12 protein-coding genes are annotated in these 17,366 nt (G+C 34.8%); 11 read left to right on the top strand and 1 reads right to left on the bottom strand.

The genetic code is table 11. The annotated features are described in order from the left end of the window. The first annotated feature begins 281 nt into the window (after positions 1-281). From OQ292_RS23065 to yiaK, 3 genes are all read left to right on the top strand, one after another. Positions 282-1,850 carry a sulfatase family protein gene (locus OQ292_RS23065; protein WP_284686741.1) on the top strand — a complete coding sequence of 523 codons (1,569 nt, stop codon included), beginning with the start codon at positions 282-284 and terminating at the stop codon, positions 1,848-1,850. Between the two features lie 21 nt (positions 1,851-1,871). Continuing rightward, a complete protein-coding gene (locus tag OQ292_RS23070) occupies positions 1,872-2,273 on the top strand; it encodes a VOC family protein (protein ID WP_284686742.1) in 402 nt (133 codons plus the stop codon). A 94-nt stretch (positions 2,274-2,367) separates the two neighbouring features. Continuing rightward, positions 2,368-3,372, top strand: coding sequence for a 3-dehydro-L-gulonate 2-dehydrogenase (gene yiaK / locus OQ292_RS23075; protein WP_284686743.1), 1,005 nt, complete (start codon positions 2,368-2,370; stop codon positions 3,370-3,372). 7 nt (positions 3,373-3,379) lie between these two features. Here the strand turns inward: yiaK and OQ292_RS23080 are convergent, their stop codons facing one another. After that, entirely contained in the window at positions 3,380-4,642 is a 1,263-nt protein-coding gene (locus tag OQ292_RS23080) for a plasmid pRiA4b ORF-3 family protein (protein ID WP_284686744.1), read from the bottom strand. Between the two features lie 95 nt (positions 4,643-4,737). Here OQ292_RS23080 and OQ292_RS23085 point away from each other — a divergent pair, with 95 nt between their 5' ends. From OQ292_RS23085 to OQ292_RS23120, 8 genes are all read left to right on the top strand, one after another. Continuing rightward, positions 4,738-5,244 carry a YkgJ family cysteine cluster protein gene (locus tag OQ292_RS23085; RefSeq protein ID WP_284686745.1) on the top strand — a complete coding sequence of 169 codons (507 nt, stop codon included), beginning with the start codon at positions 4,738-4,740 and terminating at the stop codon, positions 5,242-5,244. Between the two features lie 332 nt (positions 5,245-5,576). Next, on the top strand, positions 5,577-6,773 hold the full coding sequence (locus OQ292_RS23090; protein WP_284686746.1) for an aldose epimerase family protein: 1,197 nt from the start codon (positions 5,577-5,579) through the stop codon (positions 6,771-6,773). A gap of 145 nt (positions 6,774-6,918) precedes the next feature. Further along, positions 6,919-8,541, top strand: coding sequence for a sulfatase family protein (locus tag OQ292_RS23095; protein ID WP_284686747.1), 1,623 nt, complete (start codon positions 6,919-6,921; stop codon positions 8,539-8,541). Between the two features lie 444 nt (positions 8,542-8,985). Further along, on the top strand, positions 8,986-12,150 hold the full coding sequence (locus OQ292_RS23100) for a SusC/RagA family TonB-linked outer membrane protein (protein WP_284686748.1): 3,165 nt from the start codon (positions 8,986-8,988) through the stop codon (positions 12,148-12,150). Positions 12,151-12,240: 90 nt separating this feature from the next. Next, on the top strand, positions 12,241-13,692 hold the full coding sequence (locus tag OQ292_RS23105) for a SusD/RagB family nutrient-binding outer membrane lipoprotein (RefSeq protein ID WP_284686749.1): 1,452 nt from the start codon (positions 12,241-12,243) through the stop codon (positions 13,690-13,692). A 97-nt stretch (positions 13,693-13,789) separates the two neighbouring features. Next, on the top strand, positions 13,790-14,530 hold the full coding sequence (locus OQ292_RS23110) for a hypothetical protein (RefSeq protein WP_284686750.1): 741 nt from the start codon (positions 13,790-13,792) through the stop codon (positions 14,528-14,530). A 208-nt stretch (positions 14,531-14,738) separates the two neighbouring features. Further along, positions 14,739-16,346: a sulfatase family protein gene (locus OQ292_RS23115; RefSeq protein ID WP_284686751.1), complete on the top strand. Its 1,608-nt coding sequence runs from the start codon at positions 14,739-14,741 to the stop codon at positions 16,344-16,346. A gap of 285 nt (positions 16,347-16,631) precedes the next feature. Next, positions 16,632-17,342 carry a LolA-like protein gene (locus OQ292_RS23120; RefSeq protein WP_284686752.1) on the top strand — a complete coding sequence of 237 codons (711 nt, stop codon included), beginning with the start codon at positions 16,632-16,634 and terminating at the stop codon, positions 17,340-17,342. Positions 17,343-17,366: the final 24 nt, after the last annotated feature.

Below are 17,366 nucleotides of genomic sequence, written 5' to 3' on the forward strand. Positions count from 1 at the left end.
AGCTGAAAAATTTTAGGTTCATGTTGAGTTAATTCAAAGTTAACAATAAGTTAACATTAAATCAATGTTTATGTTACATTTATTAGCTGGAATTTTGATGAAAAGGTATAAAAAACTGCTGTAAGGGTAAAATAGAGCATGTTTTAAATACTGTACAGTGAATTATAATATACGAAATATTAAGTTAACATTCAAATAGAATTTGATGTTTTATGATAATTCTAATTCAGCTATTTATATTTAGGATATTCTTATTTTTATCTAAAAAATTACTAGCAATAATGCTGAATTTTAAACAATCCATATTTTTTGGGCTAATCTTATGCATTCAAATTTTATTGTATTCTTGTGGTAGTAAGCAAACTGCTACAGAAAAAAGTGTAAATAAAAAGCCAAACATTATATATATAATGGCAGATGATCATACTGCACAGGCTTGGGGAGTATACGGCTCGTTACTTGATACAATTGTAAAAACACCTAACATCCACAGACTTACCAATGAGGGTATGTTACTAAATAATGTTTTTTGTACCAATTCAATTTGTACACCGAGTAGAGCTACAATATTAACAGGTCAGTATAGCCATTTAAATGGAGTTTATACTTTATCAGAAGCTCTTGACCCTAATAAAGAAAATGTAGCAAAGTTACTTCAGCAAAATGGTTATCAAACGGCAATTGTGGGAAAGTGGCATTTAAAAAGCCAACCAACTGGCTTCGATTATTACAATGTATTACCGGGGCAAGGCAGGTATCACGACCCGATATTGAGAGATTCTGTAACTTGGGAACAAGGTGGTAAAGAGTATGAGGGATTTTCTGCGGATGTAATTGCGGGTGAGTCTATAAATTGGTTAGAGCAAGTAAACAAAGACGAACCCTTTTTTCTGATGTGTCATTTTAAGGCAACCCACGAACCATTCGATTATCCTGAAAGACATAAAGATTTATATAAAGATGTAGAAATACCTGAGCCCTCAAGTTTATTAGACTTTTACCCAGAAAAAACCAATCGAACTTTTCAAGGTCAAATTCTGGATATTCTTGCTAAAAGATATGCGAATGATAAAAATGGCAGATATCCCCAAGATGCAGATTCTCTCGAAGGCTTTAATATTGAAGGTTTAGACCAAACTGCCATTAGAAAGAAAACCTATCAAAAATTCATTAAAGATTTTATGCGAGGTTCCACCGCGATTGATGATAATATTGGAAAGTTGTTGGAATATTTAGATGAAAAAGGATTGTCTGAAAATACCATAGTAATTTACACAGCAGATCAAGGATACTTTTTAGGTGAGCACGGATTTTTCGATAAAAGGATGATGTATGAGGAAGCATTGCGAATGCCATTTGTTATTCGTTATCCAAAAGAAATTGAACCTGCTCAAAAACTAGATGATATTATATTGAATATAGATTTTGCTCCTTTGTTTTTAGACTATGCAGGTATTAGCTCACCAAACTGGATACAAGGGCAAAGCTTTAGAGCTAACCTAACTGGTAATAAACCGGCAGACTGGCGCAACGATTTTTATTATAGGTATTGGTTGCATCAACCACATCGACCGGCTCACTTCGGTATTCGCAACGAAAGATACAAACTGATTTTCTTTTATGGTCAAGCTTTAGATATGCCGGGAGCTATAAATGAAAATACAAGTTCGACTTGGGAATTTTACGATTTGCAAGAAGATCCAAAAGAATTGAATAATGCTTTTGATGATCCTAAGTATCAAGAAGTAATTGCTCAAATGAAACAGCGATTAATCGAACTCAAAAATCAAACGGGAGATACAGATAATACTCATCCGATTGTAAATGATTTACTTGAGCAAAATCTTTAATTTTTTAACCTCAATAGAAAGATGAAACAAAGAATTGCGAACATCGCTTTGGTTGTAAAAGACTACGACGAAGCCATTGACTTTTATACTAAAAAGCTAAGTTTCAAACTAATTGAAGATACTCAACTAAGTGAAACTAAACGCTGGGTTTTAGTAGCTCCGCCGGGTAGTACCGAAACATGTTTGCTTTTGGCAAAAGCTGATGGAGATGAGCAATTAAAATCTTGTGGTAACCAAACGGGTGGACGCGTTTTTCTTTTTCTAAATACAGACGATTTTGAAAGAGACTATGCAAGTATGACAGCCAATGGGGTTAAATTTTTAGAGTCGCCTCGATACGAACCTTACGGAACAGTGGCAGTCTTCGAAGATTTATATGGTAACAAATGGGATTTACTTCAATTAAAAAATGAAGGTGAGTAAAAGAAATTAGAGAACTTAAGTTACTCCTTTTTCTTTGATTAGTTTAATGTGTTTGCCATTTTGCGAAACAATCTCAACACTAAATAAAACAACTATGCTCAGAGTTTCTTTCGACGAAATGTTCGAAACCTTCACATCAATTTTACTCAATTACGGATTTACCAAAGAGAAGGCATCTTTGAGTGCCCGCCTTTTTACCGAAACTAGTCTAGATGGAGTTTACTCTCATGGCTTAAACAGGTTTCCAAGATTTATTAATACCATAAAGTCGGGTCATGTAAAACCAGAAAACGATCCCGTTAAGGTAAAAGAGTTGGGTAATGTAGAAGTGTGGGATGGGCAAGCCGGACCGGGAAATACCAATGCTCATTTCTGTATGAATCGAGCAATGGAAATTGCAGCAGAAAAAGGTCTTTCTATGTTGGCTTTAAAAAATACTAACCATTGGATGAGGGGAGGAGCTTTTGGTTGGCAAGCTGCCAACAATGGCTTTATCGGAATTTGCTGGACGAATACCAAGCCCAATATGCCAGCTTGGGGTGCGAGTGAAAATGTTATTGGTAATAATCCTTTAATAATTGCCATTCCAAAAAAAGGCGGTCATCTGGTTTTAGATATGGCCATGTCTCTATTCTCTTTTGGTAAGATCGAATTGTATAAAAGGAAAAATGAAGAGTTACCATTTATTGGTGGATATAATAATAAAGGTGAGCTAACCAAGAATGCAGCAGAGATTGAGCAAAGTGAATTAGCCATGCCAATCGGTTATTGGAAGGGAGCAGGTTTATCTTTGATGTTAGACTTATTGGCTGCTTTACTTTCTGGTGGAAACACTACAACAGATATTGGCAAACATCAAGAAGAAGCTGGGCTTTCTCAAATGTTTATGGCGATAGACCTTAAAAAAATTAGCAGTCCTCAATTTGTAGAAGCCAAGTTAGAAGAAGTAATAAAACACCTACATAGTGTAAGCACTTTCAAAGAAGAAGATAAAGTATACTATCCGGGTGAAAGAACTTCACTCACCAGAAAGCAAAACACAGAAAAAGGTATTCCTGTAGATGAAGGCTATTGGCAAAAAGTACTGGAAATGAAATAGCTAAAGGCTATTCCTCCCAGTCTGGATATTGTTCAGGTGCTTCTCCTTTGGTATCAACTATTTGTGGTTTAGATAAAGGTGTGGTATTAGTTTCAATTTCTTCTAATTTTAGTAAAAATTGCCAACCAGCTATATAATCAAAAAGGTATGCTATTTTATCCCCATTTTGTAAATCCGCCTCTTTTATCTCTACTTCATCAGCAAAAGGAGCTTCTTCTCTTCTAGGATCTTTCAAAGAATCGCCTTTATAAACAGTACCACTAAGGAAGAATGCATAAAGATGATCATTATCAAAATTAAAGGCTTGCATAATTGCAATATGTAAATCCTCAAAAGTAGCTAAACTTGAAATTTTTATTTTGCGCCAGATTTTTTTGGTTAATGCAACTTTAAAAATGTAATTATTATCTTGAGTATTTGATGAATAAAAATTTTTCTTATCTAAAATGCCTTCTTCAAAATTATCAGTAAATACATCTAAGAAACTCTCTTTACTTACACGATCTAGTAGTTTATTTATATCTTCTTCTGAAAGATCAGTTCTTTCATATTGAAACATCATAAATGTAGTTTCAAACAAATAGGATTTATTTATACGAGAATGCTTATTCCAAAATAATAATGGACGTTCAGCCTTTAATTTTTTGATAAAAAATTCGCCCAATAATGATATGTCTACTTCTTCAACTATATCATAATAAGTTGTATCTTTTTTTAATGAATAATCCCACCAGCCAAAAAATGGTAGTTGTATAATGACATCGTTATAATGGCTATAGAATAAGTTATTAGGCTCATTTTTATTGGGTAATGATTCTTCAAGCGACTCAAAAAAATCATTCAAATTTTCTTGAAAATCAGGTCCTCGTCCATCTGGATTTAAGTTTTCAAGGCAGCATTTTACCCATAAGGTTTCCAACAGCATTAAATACTTTTCAACCTTGTTAAATGACATGAAATAACTGAATTTCTCTTCATTAACTTTGAGGTAATTACTTGATTTTTGATCATCAATTTCTAACAAACCACTTGTTAGACCTAATTGAAAGAACAACCAAATAGCATGATATTTTGGATGTTTTAATTTATTATGCTTTACTGCTTGTTTGTGGTACAACAGGTTATTTATCGCAAAACAGTCTTTTGGACCTATATGGTTTGCTTGTGCCGTTAGTTTAACATTATTTGTTGAGATGTAATTAATAAAATCAGAAAAATCATCCTGTATTTGAAGATTCTCAATTTCGATTTTTAATTCTTCTTTATTCATGAATTATTTTTTTGATATATATTTTTGTGTAAAAATTATAATTTGTTGCTAATAAGCAAATAATAGCTTTTTTAATATTTTGGAATATATACTAAATGAAAGAAACTTCTGAACAGTGGTATAAAGAATGGCAAGCGAAAAAGTCATCAGTTAAAAAGCAGAACAAAAAGTTTATTAATAAACTTGCTCAACACAAAGGCAAGCGACTAGATGTTTTCGCAGATGAAATTGACGAAAGAACTTTTAAGAAAGTAGATTGCCTCCAATGTGCCAATTGTTGCAGTAGCATTCCGCCCATAGTAAATAATACAGATGTAAATAGAATTGCCAAACACTTGGGCATGAAACCTCAAGAGTTTGAAGATACTTATCTGATGATAGACGAAGATCAAGATAAGGTAATGAAAACGACACCTTGTACTTTTTTGCAAGAAGATAATATGTGTTCGATTTACGAAGTGAGACCCAAAGCCTGCCGAGAATATCCGCATACGGGGAGTCAAGAGTTTTCGAAAAATTTACATTTGCATGCACCAAATACTTTCTACTGCCCTGCTGTTTTTCACATTTTGGAAGAGATGAAAAAAAACATTCCAGTTTGATTTACCATAATAAATAATAAAATTTGTTTAGTCTTATGGGAAAATAAGTGTTATTTTAACACTTAAATATAGACGAAGGAAAATTTCTATGAAATTGACCATTAATACAGCTTTTTTACTAATAGTACTACTTCGCGATAATTTTAGCAATGCAGATTAATTTTCTATTTTGCCTGTTGGTATATTTCCTCAAAATACCAAAACAAAATCCTCCAAGTATCTATTCATTAGTAAAAGCTTAAATTATGGTGGTTAGCCTGTTTTTTCAGAGGTTAGCAGAACACTTTTATAGACTTATTTCAACAGAACTTTTTAAACAGATTTTAATAAATATGGAAAAACAAACAATTGAAGTGATGCATTTTCTGAAACTGGTAAAAACATGGGCTGTTTTTGCAGGACTATTAGCTTTAACTGTTTTTTCTAGTTGCCAAAAAGAAAGCACTGAAGAAACTACCAAGGAGTTGTCGGAAATGGATAAACTTAAACTTGCCTTTAAAGACACAATAAACGATCAACCAAACGAACTTTATGTTTTAGAGAATAAAAATGGAATGGTAGTTACGATTACCAATTACGGTGCTCGTATTGTAAGTATTAATGTTCCAGATAAAAATGGCGATACTTTAGATGTGGCTTTAGGTTACAATTCATTAAAAGAATATACTGGGTCAGATCAGTTTTACTATGGTTCTATTATCGGTAGATATGGAAACAGAATTGATGAAGGCAGATTTGAGTTAGATGGCGAAACTTACGAGTTGGCTCAAAACAACGGCCCAAATGCATTGCATGGTGGCCCGGGGGGGTTCCATAATGTAATGTGGAGGTTAGATAAAGAATCTGGCAATTCAGTTACTTTAAAATATCGTTCACCAGATATGGAAGAAGGTTACCCAGGTAATTTAGATGTAGTTGTAAGTTACACACTAACTGATGACAACGCCATTGACATTGCTTACGAAGCAACTACTGATAAAAAGACAGTATTGAACATCACAAACCATTCATTCTTTAACTTAAAAGGTGAAGCGAATGACGATATTAATGACCATGTTTTACAAATTATGGCAGATCAATTTACTCCGGTAGATTCAACTTTAATTCCATTAGGTGCAGGTAAAGATGTAACTGGCACTCCTTTCGACTTTAGAGAACCAACTGCTATTGGAGCAAGAATTGAAGAAGAAGATGAGCAATTAAAAATTGGAAATGGTTACGATCATAACTTTATCTTAAACAAAGGAATTACCGAAACGCCTGAAAAAATAGCGACAGTTTATGCACCAACTACAGGTGTAGAAATGGAAGTATTTACAACTGAACCAGCTGTACAATTTTACGGTGGTAACTTTATGGATAGCGATAAAGGTAAAAGTGGAGTGTATGTTTTTAGAGGCGCTTTCTGTTTAGAAACACAGCACTACCCAGATAGCCCTAACCATCCTGATTACCCAACTACTGAGTTAGACTCTGGTCAGGTTTGGAAATCTGAAACAAGTTACAAGTTTGGAATCCATGCGCAATAAGCATTATATAATATAGAGAATTTTAAAAGCCCTGTTTTGCAGGGCTTTCTTTTTTTGTAATCACCTTGCTGAACATGACAGAGATTAGCTGAATTTTTTGTAATATGCTCATTCTATTTTTTTAATATGTAAATGAAGATAATCTATGAAGCTACAACTCTCTGTACTTTCACTAATTTACTTGTTGGCTGTTGCCAGTTGCCAGCAAGGAGCACAGCAAATAGCGGAAGAAGAAAAGCCCAAAAGACCTAATATTGTTTTTATGATGTCTGATGACCACGCATATCAGGCGATTAGTGCTTATTCTAATAAACTCATAGAGACTCCTAACATCGATCGAATTGCCAAAGAAGGAATGTTGTTTACCAATGCATGTGTGACCAACTCAATTTGTGCGCCATCTCGTGCAACTATTTTAACAGGCAAGCACACCCATATTCATGGTAAAATTGATAACCGTTTTCCATTCGATACTACGCAGGTTACATTTCCTCAATTACTTCAAAAAGCAGGTTACCAAACTGCCATGTTTGGTAAGTTACACTTTGGCAATAATCCTAAGGGAATTGATGAATTTAAGATTCTTCCCGGTCAAGGTCAGTATTACAATCCTAAGTTTTTCACCAACACAGGAGACACAACCATTACCGGTTATGTAACCGATATTATTACCGACCTTACTATTGATTGGCTTGATAACCGAAGAGATGAAGAAAAGCCATTTACCTTATTCTATTTACACAAAGCACCACACAGAGAGTGGTTACCTGCCGAAAGACATTATAAAGAATACATCAACAAAACTTTTCCTGAGCCACCAACTTTGTTCGATGATTATGCCAACAGGGGTTCAGCAGCTAAAGAAGCTGAAATGAATTTATTAAAGCATATGAACTGGGCAGGCGATTCTAAAATTGAACCAGAGATTATGGAAGAGTTGGGCATTGAAGAACCATCTAGTTGGGGGATTAATGCGCATGTGGGTCAGATGAAACGCTTTACCGAAGAGCAAAGAAAAGCTTGGTATACGGTATATGGCCCAATGAATGAGGAGTTCAAAAAGAACTACCCGAATATGACGGATGAGGAAAAAATGAAATGGCGTTACCAACGCTATATGCAAGATTACTTGGCTTGTATCGAAGCAGTAGATGAAAATGTGGGTAGATTATTAGATTATTTGGAAGCGAACGGATTAAAAGAGAATACACTCATAGTTTATACTTCTGATCAAGGATTCTATTTAGGAGAACATGGTTGGTTTGATAAGCGATTTATCTACGATGAATCTTTTAAGACACCTCTAATAGTAAGTTGGCCGGGACAAGTTGAAGCTGGTTCAAAATCTGATATTATGGTGCAGAACCTCGACTTTGCCCAAACGCTATTAGATGCAGCAGGAGTAGAAGCACCAGCAGACATGCAAGGTGAAAGCTTGATACCTATATTAAAAGGCGAAACAGAAAATTGGAATAGAGATGCAGTGTATTATCACTATTATGAATACCCTGCAATCCATATGGTGAAGAGACATTATGGAATTGTAACCAAAGAATACAAAATGGCTCATTTCTATTATGATGTGGATGAATGGGAATTATACGACCGACTAAAAGACCCTCAAGAATTAAATAATGTATATGCTGATCCAGCTTATGCCGATGTGGTAAAAGAGCTTAAAGAAAAGCTGGCAGAGTTAAGAGTTCAGTATAAAGATTCTGAAGAATTAGACCAGAAATACATCGATATGTACAATCAAGAAAACTAGTTCTAAAAAAAGTATAATAACAAAAGGCTAATAATTTATTGTTAGCCTTTTGTTATTAATAAAGTCATATTCTATATCAAAAATCATCAAAAAACTTGATTATTTAGAATGGAAAAATATTAATATAACAATATATCAGTATAACGATTTAGCGAAGCTATCGCTAATTAATTGTTACAGATATTTTGTTCGTTACACTTTGTTATTCTATCTTTATTGAAATTTATGATCTGATGAGTGATATATAGACTGTTATAACAACGTCTTATACCAATAACTCACATTATACTTCTGATTCTCACATTAACAACAACAAAATTAATTTTTTGTGACTACTTGTACTATCACTCCTTTTACTTAAAAAGGGGCTAATACACTATTATCATTTCTTAAATAATGGTTTAGGAAATGTTATTTTTTATCAATTATTTAATATCAAAATTTATGAGAAGATTATTACAATCGTCGCTATGCGTGATGCTGATTCTTGTTATGCATTTTGCTTACGCTCAAGACAAAGTAATTTCTGGAACTGTAACATCAGGCGTAGATCAATCTCCCTTACCAGGTGTAAACGTAGTAGTTAAAGGTACATCTATAGGTACAATTACAAATGTAGATGGATACTTTAAAGTTAACGCACCAGAGACTGCAACAACATTAGTTTTTACCTACATTGGTTTTAAAACACAAGAAGTAGAAATAGGAAGTCAGACTGAATTTTCTATTGGTTTAGAAGAAGATGCCAAGCAACTATCAGAAGTAGTTGTTACAGCATTAGGTATAGAAAGAGAGGAAAGATCTTTAGGTTATGCCACTCAGGGTATCGATGCTGAACCACTTTCACAAACCAGAGAGACAAACATTGTAAACTCTTTAGCTGGTAAAGTAGCAGGTGTACAGGTAACTGGTTCTGCTGGTAACTTCGGTGGTTCTTCTAGAATTGTGATTAGAGGTGTAAATTCAATCACTGGTAATAACAACCCACTGTTCGTAGTTGACGGTACTCCAATTGACAACTCAAACTTTAACTCTACTGGTACTCAGAATGGTGGTGGTGGTACCGATTTCGGTAATGCTGCACAGGATATTAACCCTGATGATATTGCATCTATGCAAGTACTAAAAGGACCTAGTGCTGCTGCACTTTACGGTTCAAGAGCTGCTAACGGTGTAATCTTAATCACTACTAAAAAAGGTAGCCAAAGAAAAGGTTTGGGTGTTAGCTTCAACATGGGTATGACAGCCAACTCTGTATTAATTTTACCAGACTACCAAAACGAATATGGTGGTGGTTATAAGCAAGAGTTTGACTTATACGAAGGGGAGCCAGTAGTAAACTATGCAGCTGATGAAAGCTGGGGTCCAAGAATGGATGGCCAAATGGTAAGACAGTGGTATAGCTGGTACCCAGATGATCCAAACTACGGACAATTAACTCCATTCGTAGCTCACCCAGACAACATCAAAGATTTTTACGAAACTGGTTATACTCAAAACTATAACCTTGCTTTAGATGGAGGAAACGAGTCAAGTTCTTTCCGTATCTCAATGACACATATGAACCAAAAGGGTCATATTCCAAACAGTAAAATGGACAGAAACACGATCAACTTTTCTGGTTCACATAAATTGAGCGATAAGTTTACTGCAAGTGCTAATGTAAACTATGTAAGAACAGATACACATGGTAGACCAAGTACTGGTTATGGTGCAGACCAAGGTAACGTAGTAACTAGTTACAACCAGTGGTTCCAAAGACAAGTTGATATGGAACAGTTGAAAAACTATAAAACTCCAGATGGAATCGACAGAACTTGGAACATCAGTAGCCCTACTAACCTTCGTCCGTTATACTGGGAAAACCCATACTGGGTATTATACGAAAGCCCTACTGAAGATTACAGAGAAAGAGTTTTTGGAAATGTATCTTTATCTTATGATATTACACCAGACCTAAAAGTATCTGGTTGGGCAAGAACAGACTTCTACACTGATAGAAGAGAAATGAAAATTGCTGAAGGTTCAATTCCTCAGTCTAAATATTCTGAAGATGTAAGAACACTTAGTGAAAATAACTATGAGTTCTTAGCTCAGTATAACAAAAACTTAGGCGAGTCATTCTCAGTAGCTGTAAACTTAGGTGCTAACTCAAGAAGAGAAAAATACTACAGAAACTATGGCGCAACAACTGATGGTTTAAGTGTTCCAGGTTTTTACAGCTTAGAAGCTTCTACTGGTAGACCAGATATTACTGACTACTACTCAGAGAAAATTGTAAATAGTGTTTATGGTAGTGCCAACTTAGGTTACAAAGATATGTTATACCTTGATATGTCTTTAAGAAACGACTGGTCTTCCACTCTTCCATCAGATAACAACTCTTACCTATATCCATCTGCTACTGCAAGCTTTGTGTTTTCTGAATTGCTAGGTGCACAAGATATTTTATCTTTCGGTAAAGTAAGAGCTGGTTGGGCACAAGTAGGTAACGATACTGATCCTTACAGATTAGAGAATGTATATACTAGCCAAAATAACTACGGTAGTCTTCCTGCTTTCTCAGTATCAGACGATCTTAACAATGCTGCTTTAGTACCAGAACAAACAACTTCTTACGAAGTAGGTATCGATTTACGATTCTTTACTGGTAGACTTGGTTTAGATGTTACTTACTACGACAATGTAACAACAGACCAAATTCTAGACCTTTCAGTACCTGCAGTAAGTGGTTACTCTAGAGCATTTGTAAACGCTGGTAAATTAACCAACAAAGGTTGGGAAGTAATGGTGAACGCTACAATCCTTAAAATGCCAAGCAGCTTCCGTTGGGATATGAACTTTAACTGGGCAATGAACGACAACATGGTTGTTGAACTAGCAGAAGGATTAGACAACTATCAGTTAGCTAGCTGGGGACCTTCAGTTAACGCTAGAGTAGGAGAGCCTTACGGTACAATCGTAGCAGATGGTTATACTTACCACGAAAATGGCCAAAAGTTAGTTGACGAAGATGGTTTTTATGTAAGAGAAACCAACAAAGTGATTGGTTCTGTTTTAGCTGACTACACTGGTGGTATCAGCAATACTTTCTCTTTCAAAGGAATTACTTTAAGTGGTTTAATTGACTTCCAAAAAGGTGGTACTGTTTACTCTACTACCAACAGATATGGTACTTACTCAGGTTTATTTGCTATAACAGCAGGTAACAACGATAGAGGTACTCCTCAAAGAGATCCAGTAGAAGACAATGGTGGTTTTAGAGCCGATGGTGTTTTCGAAGATGGTACTCCTAACGATATCTATCTAGAGTCTCAGTCTTACTGGAAAGCTTTAAGAAACATTAGAGAAGAATTTGCTTACGATGCTAGCTTTGTAAAATTAAGAGAAGTTAGATTGTCTTTTGCTATTCCATCTAAATGGGTTGACAAAACTCCTTTCCGTACAATCAACGCTTCACTTGTTGGTAGAAACTTGGCTATCCTTCATAAGAATATTCCTAACCTTGATCCAGAAGCTGGTTTAGGTTCTGGTAACATTCAAGGTTTTGAGAATGGTCAGCACCCAAGTGTAAGATCATATGGTTTTAACTTGAATTTCAAATTGTAATAGCGATTACAATAGGCAGATTTTACCAATTGGTATTTGATGCCTGCGAAATTTTTAGGTCAATTATTAATAGATTATAATCATTTGAATATGAAACTATATAATTATAAATATTTAATTCTTTCTGTACTGATAGCTTTGGGTGCTTGTACAGATAATTTTGAGGAAGCGAACACCAACCCAAACAACCCAACTGATGTACCTACATCTTATTTAATGACCCAAGGCCAACGTGCTGCAACTACTTATATATTAAGTGTTGATTATTGGAATGAATACGGGGTGCACTATACACAGCAACTTTCTCAAACTCAGTATACAAGTATTACTAGATACGACACACCAGAGTCTAATTTCTCAGGTTGGTATTCTGGCCCATTGTCAGATTTCCAAAAGATTATTGAGTTAAATAGCGATGCAGAGGTAGCAGAATCTTATGCTAATTCTGGTAGTGCGAATAACCAAATTGCAGTTGCAAGAATAATGAAGGTATTATTGTTCCAACACATTACAGATTTCTGGGGCGATATTCCATATTCTCAAGCATTAACTGGTTCAGATAACTTCCAACCTGGTTACGATGCGCAGTCTGATATTTATGCTGATTTTGTAACTGAACTAAAAGAAGCGTCAGCTCAAATTGATGGTGGTCTTGGTGTACAAGGCGATATCTATTTTGATGGCGATATGGATGCTTGGAAAAAGTTTGCTAACTCATTATTAATGAGAGTTGGTATTAGAATGACAAACGTAAATCCTTCTTTAGCTCAAGATGCAATTACTTCTGCTTTGGCAAATGGTGTGTTTGAAAGCAATGATGATAATGCCTCTTATACTTATTTGTCTGATGCTAACAACTCAAACCCTTTGTACTATCACTTTAATGTAGATAGTAGAACTGATTATGCAATTAGCGATATTTTAGTAGGAATGCTAAAAGATATAGACGATCCAAGACTTCCAATTTATGCAGATCCAGCAGAAGCTCCGACAGACCCTGCTGATGTTTATATAGGTATGCCTTATGGAATTTCTGATGCAGATGCAGGTAGTATTACCAATGCCTCAATTTCTTTCCCAGGTTCTTCTATTAGACAAGCAACTTACCCTGGGTATATGATGACATACTCAGAGGTTTGCTTTATTAAAGCAGAAGCCGCTGAAAGAAGTTGGATAGAAGGGGATGCTGCTACATTCTATGAAGAAGGTATTACTGCTTCTATGGAACAATGGGGTGTAGCTTCTGATGACATTACTGCTTATTTAGCTCAACCAGAAGTTGCATATGATGGATTTGAATCTATCGGGTACCAGAAATATTATGCTTTATACCTTACTGGTTTAGAAGCTTATGCTGAGTTTAGAAGAACTGGTTACCCAGAACTTTCACCAGCACCTGCTGCTATTTTAGATGCTATTCCAAGAAGATTGCCATATCCACAAATTGAAAAAGATTTGAATGCTGAAAACTTAGATGCTGCTGTTTCTAGAATGGGTGGCGATTTGCATTCAACCAGAGTTTGGTGGGATGGAGGTAACTAAAAAATATAGTTAACACAATGAAAAGTGAAAAAGGTACTTTGTTGAAAAACAGAGTGCCTTTTTAGTAATTTCTGATTATTAAAACTCATCTAGTATTATGAAGTTAGTTCAAATTAATTTTATCCTATTTATTATCTATATATGTGCTACACCTTCTTATTCCCAAATTGCAAAGGCTTACCGTTTTGCTTTTAACCCCACGGGAGAATCGACCGCAATTACAGATTTTCACGATCCGAATGTAAATAACCTAGATGGCTCTCCATACTATTCTGAAACTAATGAGTGGCAGAATGGACTGATCTATTTTGATGATGCAGAAGCGCCAGAGCATACACTTCTGCGATATAATCTTATGTCTGATTTAGTAGAGGTAAAAATGGCACAAGATTCTTTTTTCTTAGATAACTCCAAGATTCATAAATTTAAAATAATTGATGAAAACGGAGAGTATTCGCTTTACTTCCAAAATGGTTTTACCTCATCTGACAACAACATTAAAAAGAACAACTATTTTGAAATCTTATACACAGGTAAATCTAAATTGGTAGTAGATTATCAGTCTGAAATTAAAGTGGCAGATACCTCATTTGGCGCTACCAGAGCGATGGCTTCTAGTGGAGCAACACCACGAGATAAAATCGTACACAAGAAAGTTTACTATTTATACAAGCCAGACGGAATACTCTACAAGTTACCCTTAAAGAAGAAGAATTTTCTGGAAGAGATGGGTGCTAAACAAGATGAGATATCCAGTTACTTAAAAGAGAATAAATATAAGATTAGCAATCCAGAAGACTTAGTAGAAGTAATTTCTTACTACGATACATTGTTGTAAAAGAATCATCTAATAGATCATAATCTAATATTTAGGTTGGCAACATCATGTCAACCTTTTTTAAAATGCCCGATTTGAAACTTTGGTAACAAAATATTCACCTCCGGTTTTGTTTACCTCCTTCCCATTATCATTTCTAAGCTTTTTGTAGTAAAATTAATGATACATCTAATTGAAACCATTGTATCAAATCTCGAAGCTTAAGTTTATGAATCTGAAGTTATACCCCTTACTGTTAAGCATATTATTATTTTTTTGTACAACTGATAAAAAGGTAGTCGAAAAAGACAGTAGACCCAACATCATTTTTATGATGGCAGACGATCACGCATACCAAGCAATAAGTGCTTACAGCGATAAACTTATTCAAACTCCTAACATCGACCGAATCGCCAAAGAGGGCATGCTTTTTACCAATGCGAGTGTGACCAACTCTATTTGTGCCCCTTCGCGCGCTACGATTTTAACAGGTAAGCATACACATATACATGGCAAAATAGATAACCTATTTCCTTTCGATACCACGCAGGTTACATTTCCGCAATTGTTACAAAAAGCGGGTTACCAAACTGCCATGTTTGGCAAGTTGCACTTTGGCAATAATCCGAAAGGCATAGATGAGTTCAAGATTCTACCGGGGCAAGGTTTGTACTATAACCCGAAATTTATTACCAATACAGGAGACACAACTATTATCGGATATGTTACCGATATCATTACAGACTTAACCATCGATTGGTTAGACAACCGAAGAGATAAAGAAAAACCGTTCACATTATTCTATCTCCACAAAGCACCACATAGAGAATGGTTTCCTGCTGAAAGACATTATAAAGAATACATCAATAAGACTTTTCCAGAACCGCCTACTTTGTTTGACGATTTTGCCACAAGGGGAACGGCTGCCAAAGAAGCCGAGATGAACATACTCAAACACATGAACTGGGCAAGTGACTCTAAGCTTGATCCGGAAGTGGTAAAAGCAGTAGGAATTGAAGAAACTTCTGAGTGGGGAACGAGGGCTTACAATTTAAGAATGGAACATTTTACCGATGCTCAAAAGGCATCTTGGGATTCGGTATATGGCCCGATGAATGAGGAGTTCAAACAGCATTACCCCAACATGAGCGAGCAAGATAAAATGAGGTGGCGCTATCAGCGATACATGCAAGATTATTTGGCATGCATTGCTGCTGTGGATGAAAATGTGGGCAAGATGTTAGACTACTTAGAAGCAAATGGTTTAAAAGAAAATACATTGATTGTTTATACCTCAGACCAAGGTTTTTATCTGGGCGAACACGGTTGGTTCGATAAGCGATTTATCTACGACGAATCTTTTAAAACGCCATTGCTTATGAGCTGGCCGGGAGTGATTAAACCGGGTTCAACTTCTGATGAAATGGTGCAAAACCTCGACTTTGCTCAAACATTTTTAGCAGTAGCAGGAGTACAAGCACCAAACGATATGCAAGGTGAAAGTTTGATGCCAATATTAAAAGGTGATACTGCCCAGTGGAATAGAGATGCGGTGTATTACCATTACTATGAGTACCCGGCAGAACATGCAGTTAAAAGGCATTATGGCATTGTAAATAAAGATTACAAATTGGTACATTTTTACTATGATGTAGACGAATGGGAAATGTACGATAGAAAAAAAGATCCTCAAGAATTGAATAATGTAATTAACGATCCTGCCTATGCTGAGATCGTTAAAGATCTCAAACAAAAACTGGCAGAGCTTAGAGTAAAATACAAAGACTCAAAAGAGCTTGACCAAAAGTTTATCGAGAAGTATGAAAATAAAAAGTAGGAGGGGAATGAGGTGGGTTAATTAAGGTTAGCCCATCTTAGAGTTGATTTGGTAGAATGAGTTTTTTTTTAATATCTATTCGAATGTGTCTCACTTCGACTTTTTCACAAATAGTATTTCTTAGAATAATGAAATATAATTTATGAATCTTCACCATTACTTAAACCTGTATAAATTATTTTTTAGTTAGAAACTAGCTTGTTATCAATATAAAAATGATTAAATAATATATCCGATAAAACTTTTTGTTATTAGCTTTAATGATCTTCATACAAACTAAACAATATGTATTCAAAGCTTTTTAAACTTTTGATAATAATCGTTTTATTATCTAATAATATTAATTTATGTATTGCTCAAACTGATAATTTAGCTACAAAAGTCCTTACCAAAAACTACAAAAATACAGGTGGAAAAAAATGGAAGTCGATTAAATCAGTAAAATATTTTTTTGAAGGTACTATAAACGAAAGTACCATAATGAATCTCGAAATTGAAAAGCTAGAAACAAAAAGATACTATTCTACAAAATTCATATTTCCCGATCGTAATATTATATATCATAATATTTTTAATGGTGAAAAAGGTATCAGAATCAATCCAAATTCTGACATTGAAAAAATACCCAACGATGAATTATATTTAATGAAAGAGCAATCTTATATTAATCCTGAAATACATTATTCTGAACTAGGTTACAAAGTGAGCTATTTAAAAAAAGGGAAATTAGATGATATAGAATGTGATATTTTACAATTGATAAACTCCCAACAAGATACCTTTCTTAATTATTATGAAATAGAAAGTGGACTATTATTACAAGTGGTGGATTATACTAGTAAATCTAAAACTGTATATAGGGATTTTAAGCAACATGAAGGTTTAACTTTACCAGCTAGAATGGAAATCATTACTTCTGAAGGTGCTGTTTCTGAGTTTTATTTGAAAAAAATTGAACTCAATGCTAAAATAGATGAAAGTATCTTTGAATTCTAAACTGTTCATAATAATCAAACCTGT

Source organism: Chondrinema litorale (genome assembly GCF_026250525.1).
Classification (GTDB): domain Bacteria; phylum Bacteroidota; class Bacteroidia; order Cytophagales; family Flammeovirgaceae; genus Chondrinema; species Chondrinema litorale.

Excerpts from the sequence above, each read along its gene's own strand:
- OQ292_RS23105 (WP_284686749.1), top strand. The coding sequence starts at position 12,241 with ATGAAACTATATAATTATAAATATTTAATTCTTTCTGTACTGATAGCT.
- yiaK (WP_284686743.1), top strand. The coding sequence starts at position 2,368 with ATGCTCAGAGTTTCTTTCGACGAAATGTTCGAAACCTTCACATCAATT.
- OQ292_RS23085 (WP_284686745.1), top strand. The coding sequence starts at position 4,738 with ATGAAAGAAACTTCTGAACAGTGGTATAAAGAATGGCAAGCGAAAAAG.
- OQ292_RS23115 (WP_284686751.1), top strand. The coding sequence starts at position 14,739 with ATGAATCTGAAGTTATACCCCTTACTGTTAAGCATATTATTATTTTTT.
- OQ292_RS23070 (WP_284686742.1), top strand. The coding sequence starts at position 1,872 with ATGAAACAAAGAATTGCGAACATCGCTTTGGTTGTAAAAGACTACGAC.
- OQ292_RS23100 (WP_284686748.1), top strand. The coding sequence starts at position 8,986 with ATGAGAAGATTATTACAATCGTCGCTATGCGTGATGCTGATTCTTGTT.
- OQ292_RS23095 (WP_284686747.1), top strand. The coding sequence starts at position 6,919 with ATGAAGCTACAACTCTCTGTACTTTCACTAATTTACTTGTTGGCTGTT.
- OQ292_RS23080 (WP_284686744.1), bottom strand. The coding sequence starts at position 4,642 with ATGAATAAAGAAGAATTAAAAATCGAAATTGAGAATCTTCAAATACAG.
- OQ292_RS23110 (WP_284686750.1), top strand. The coding sequence starts at position 13,790 with ATGAAGTTAGTTCAAATTAATTTTATCCTATTTATTATCTATATATGT.
- OQ292_RS23090 (WP_284686746.1), top strand. The coding sequence starts at position 5,577 with ATGGAAAAACAAACAATTGAAGTGATGCATTTTCTGAAACTGGTAAAA.
- OQ292_RS23065 (WP_284686741.1), top strand. The coding sequence starts at position 282 with ATGCTGAATTTTAAACAATCCATATTTTTTGGGCTAATCTTATGCATT.
- OQ292_RS23120 (WP_284686752.1), top strand. The coding sequence starts at position 16,632 with ATGTATTCAAAGCTTTTTAAACTTTTGATAATAATCGTTTTATTATCT.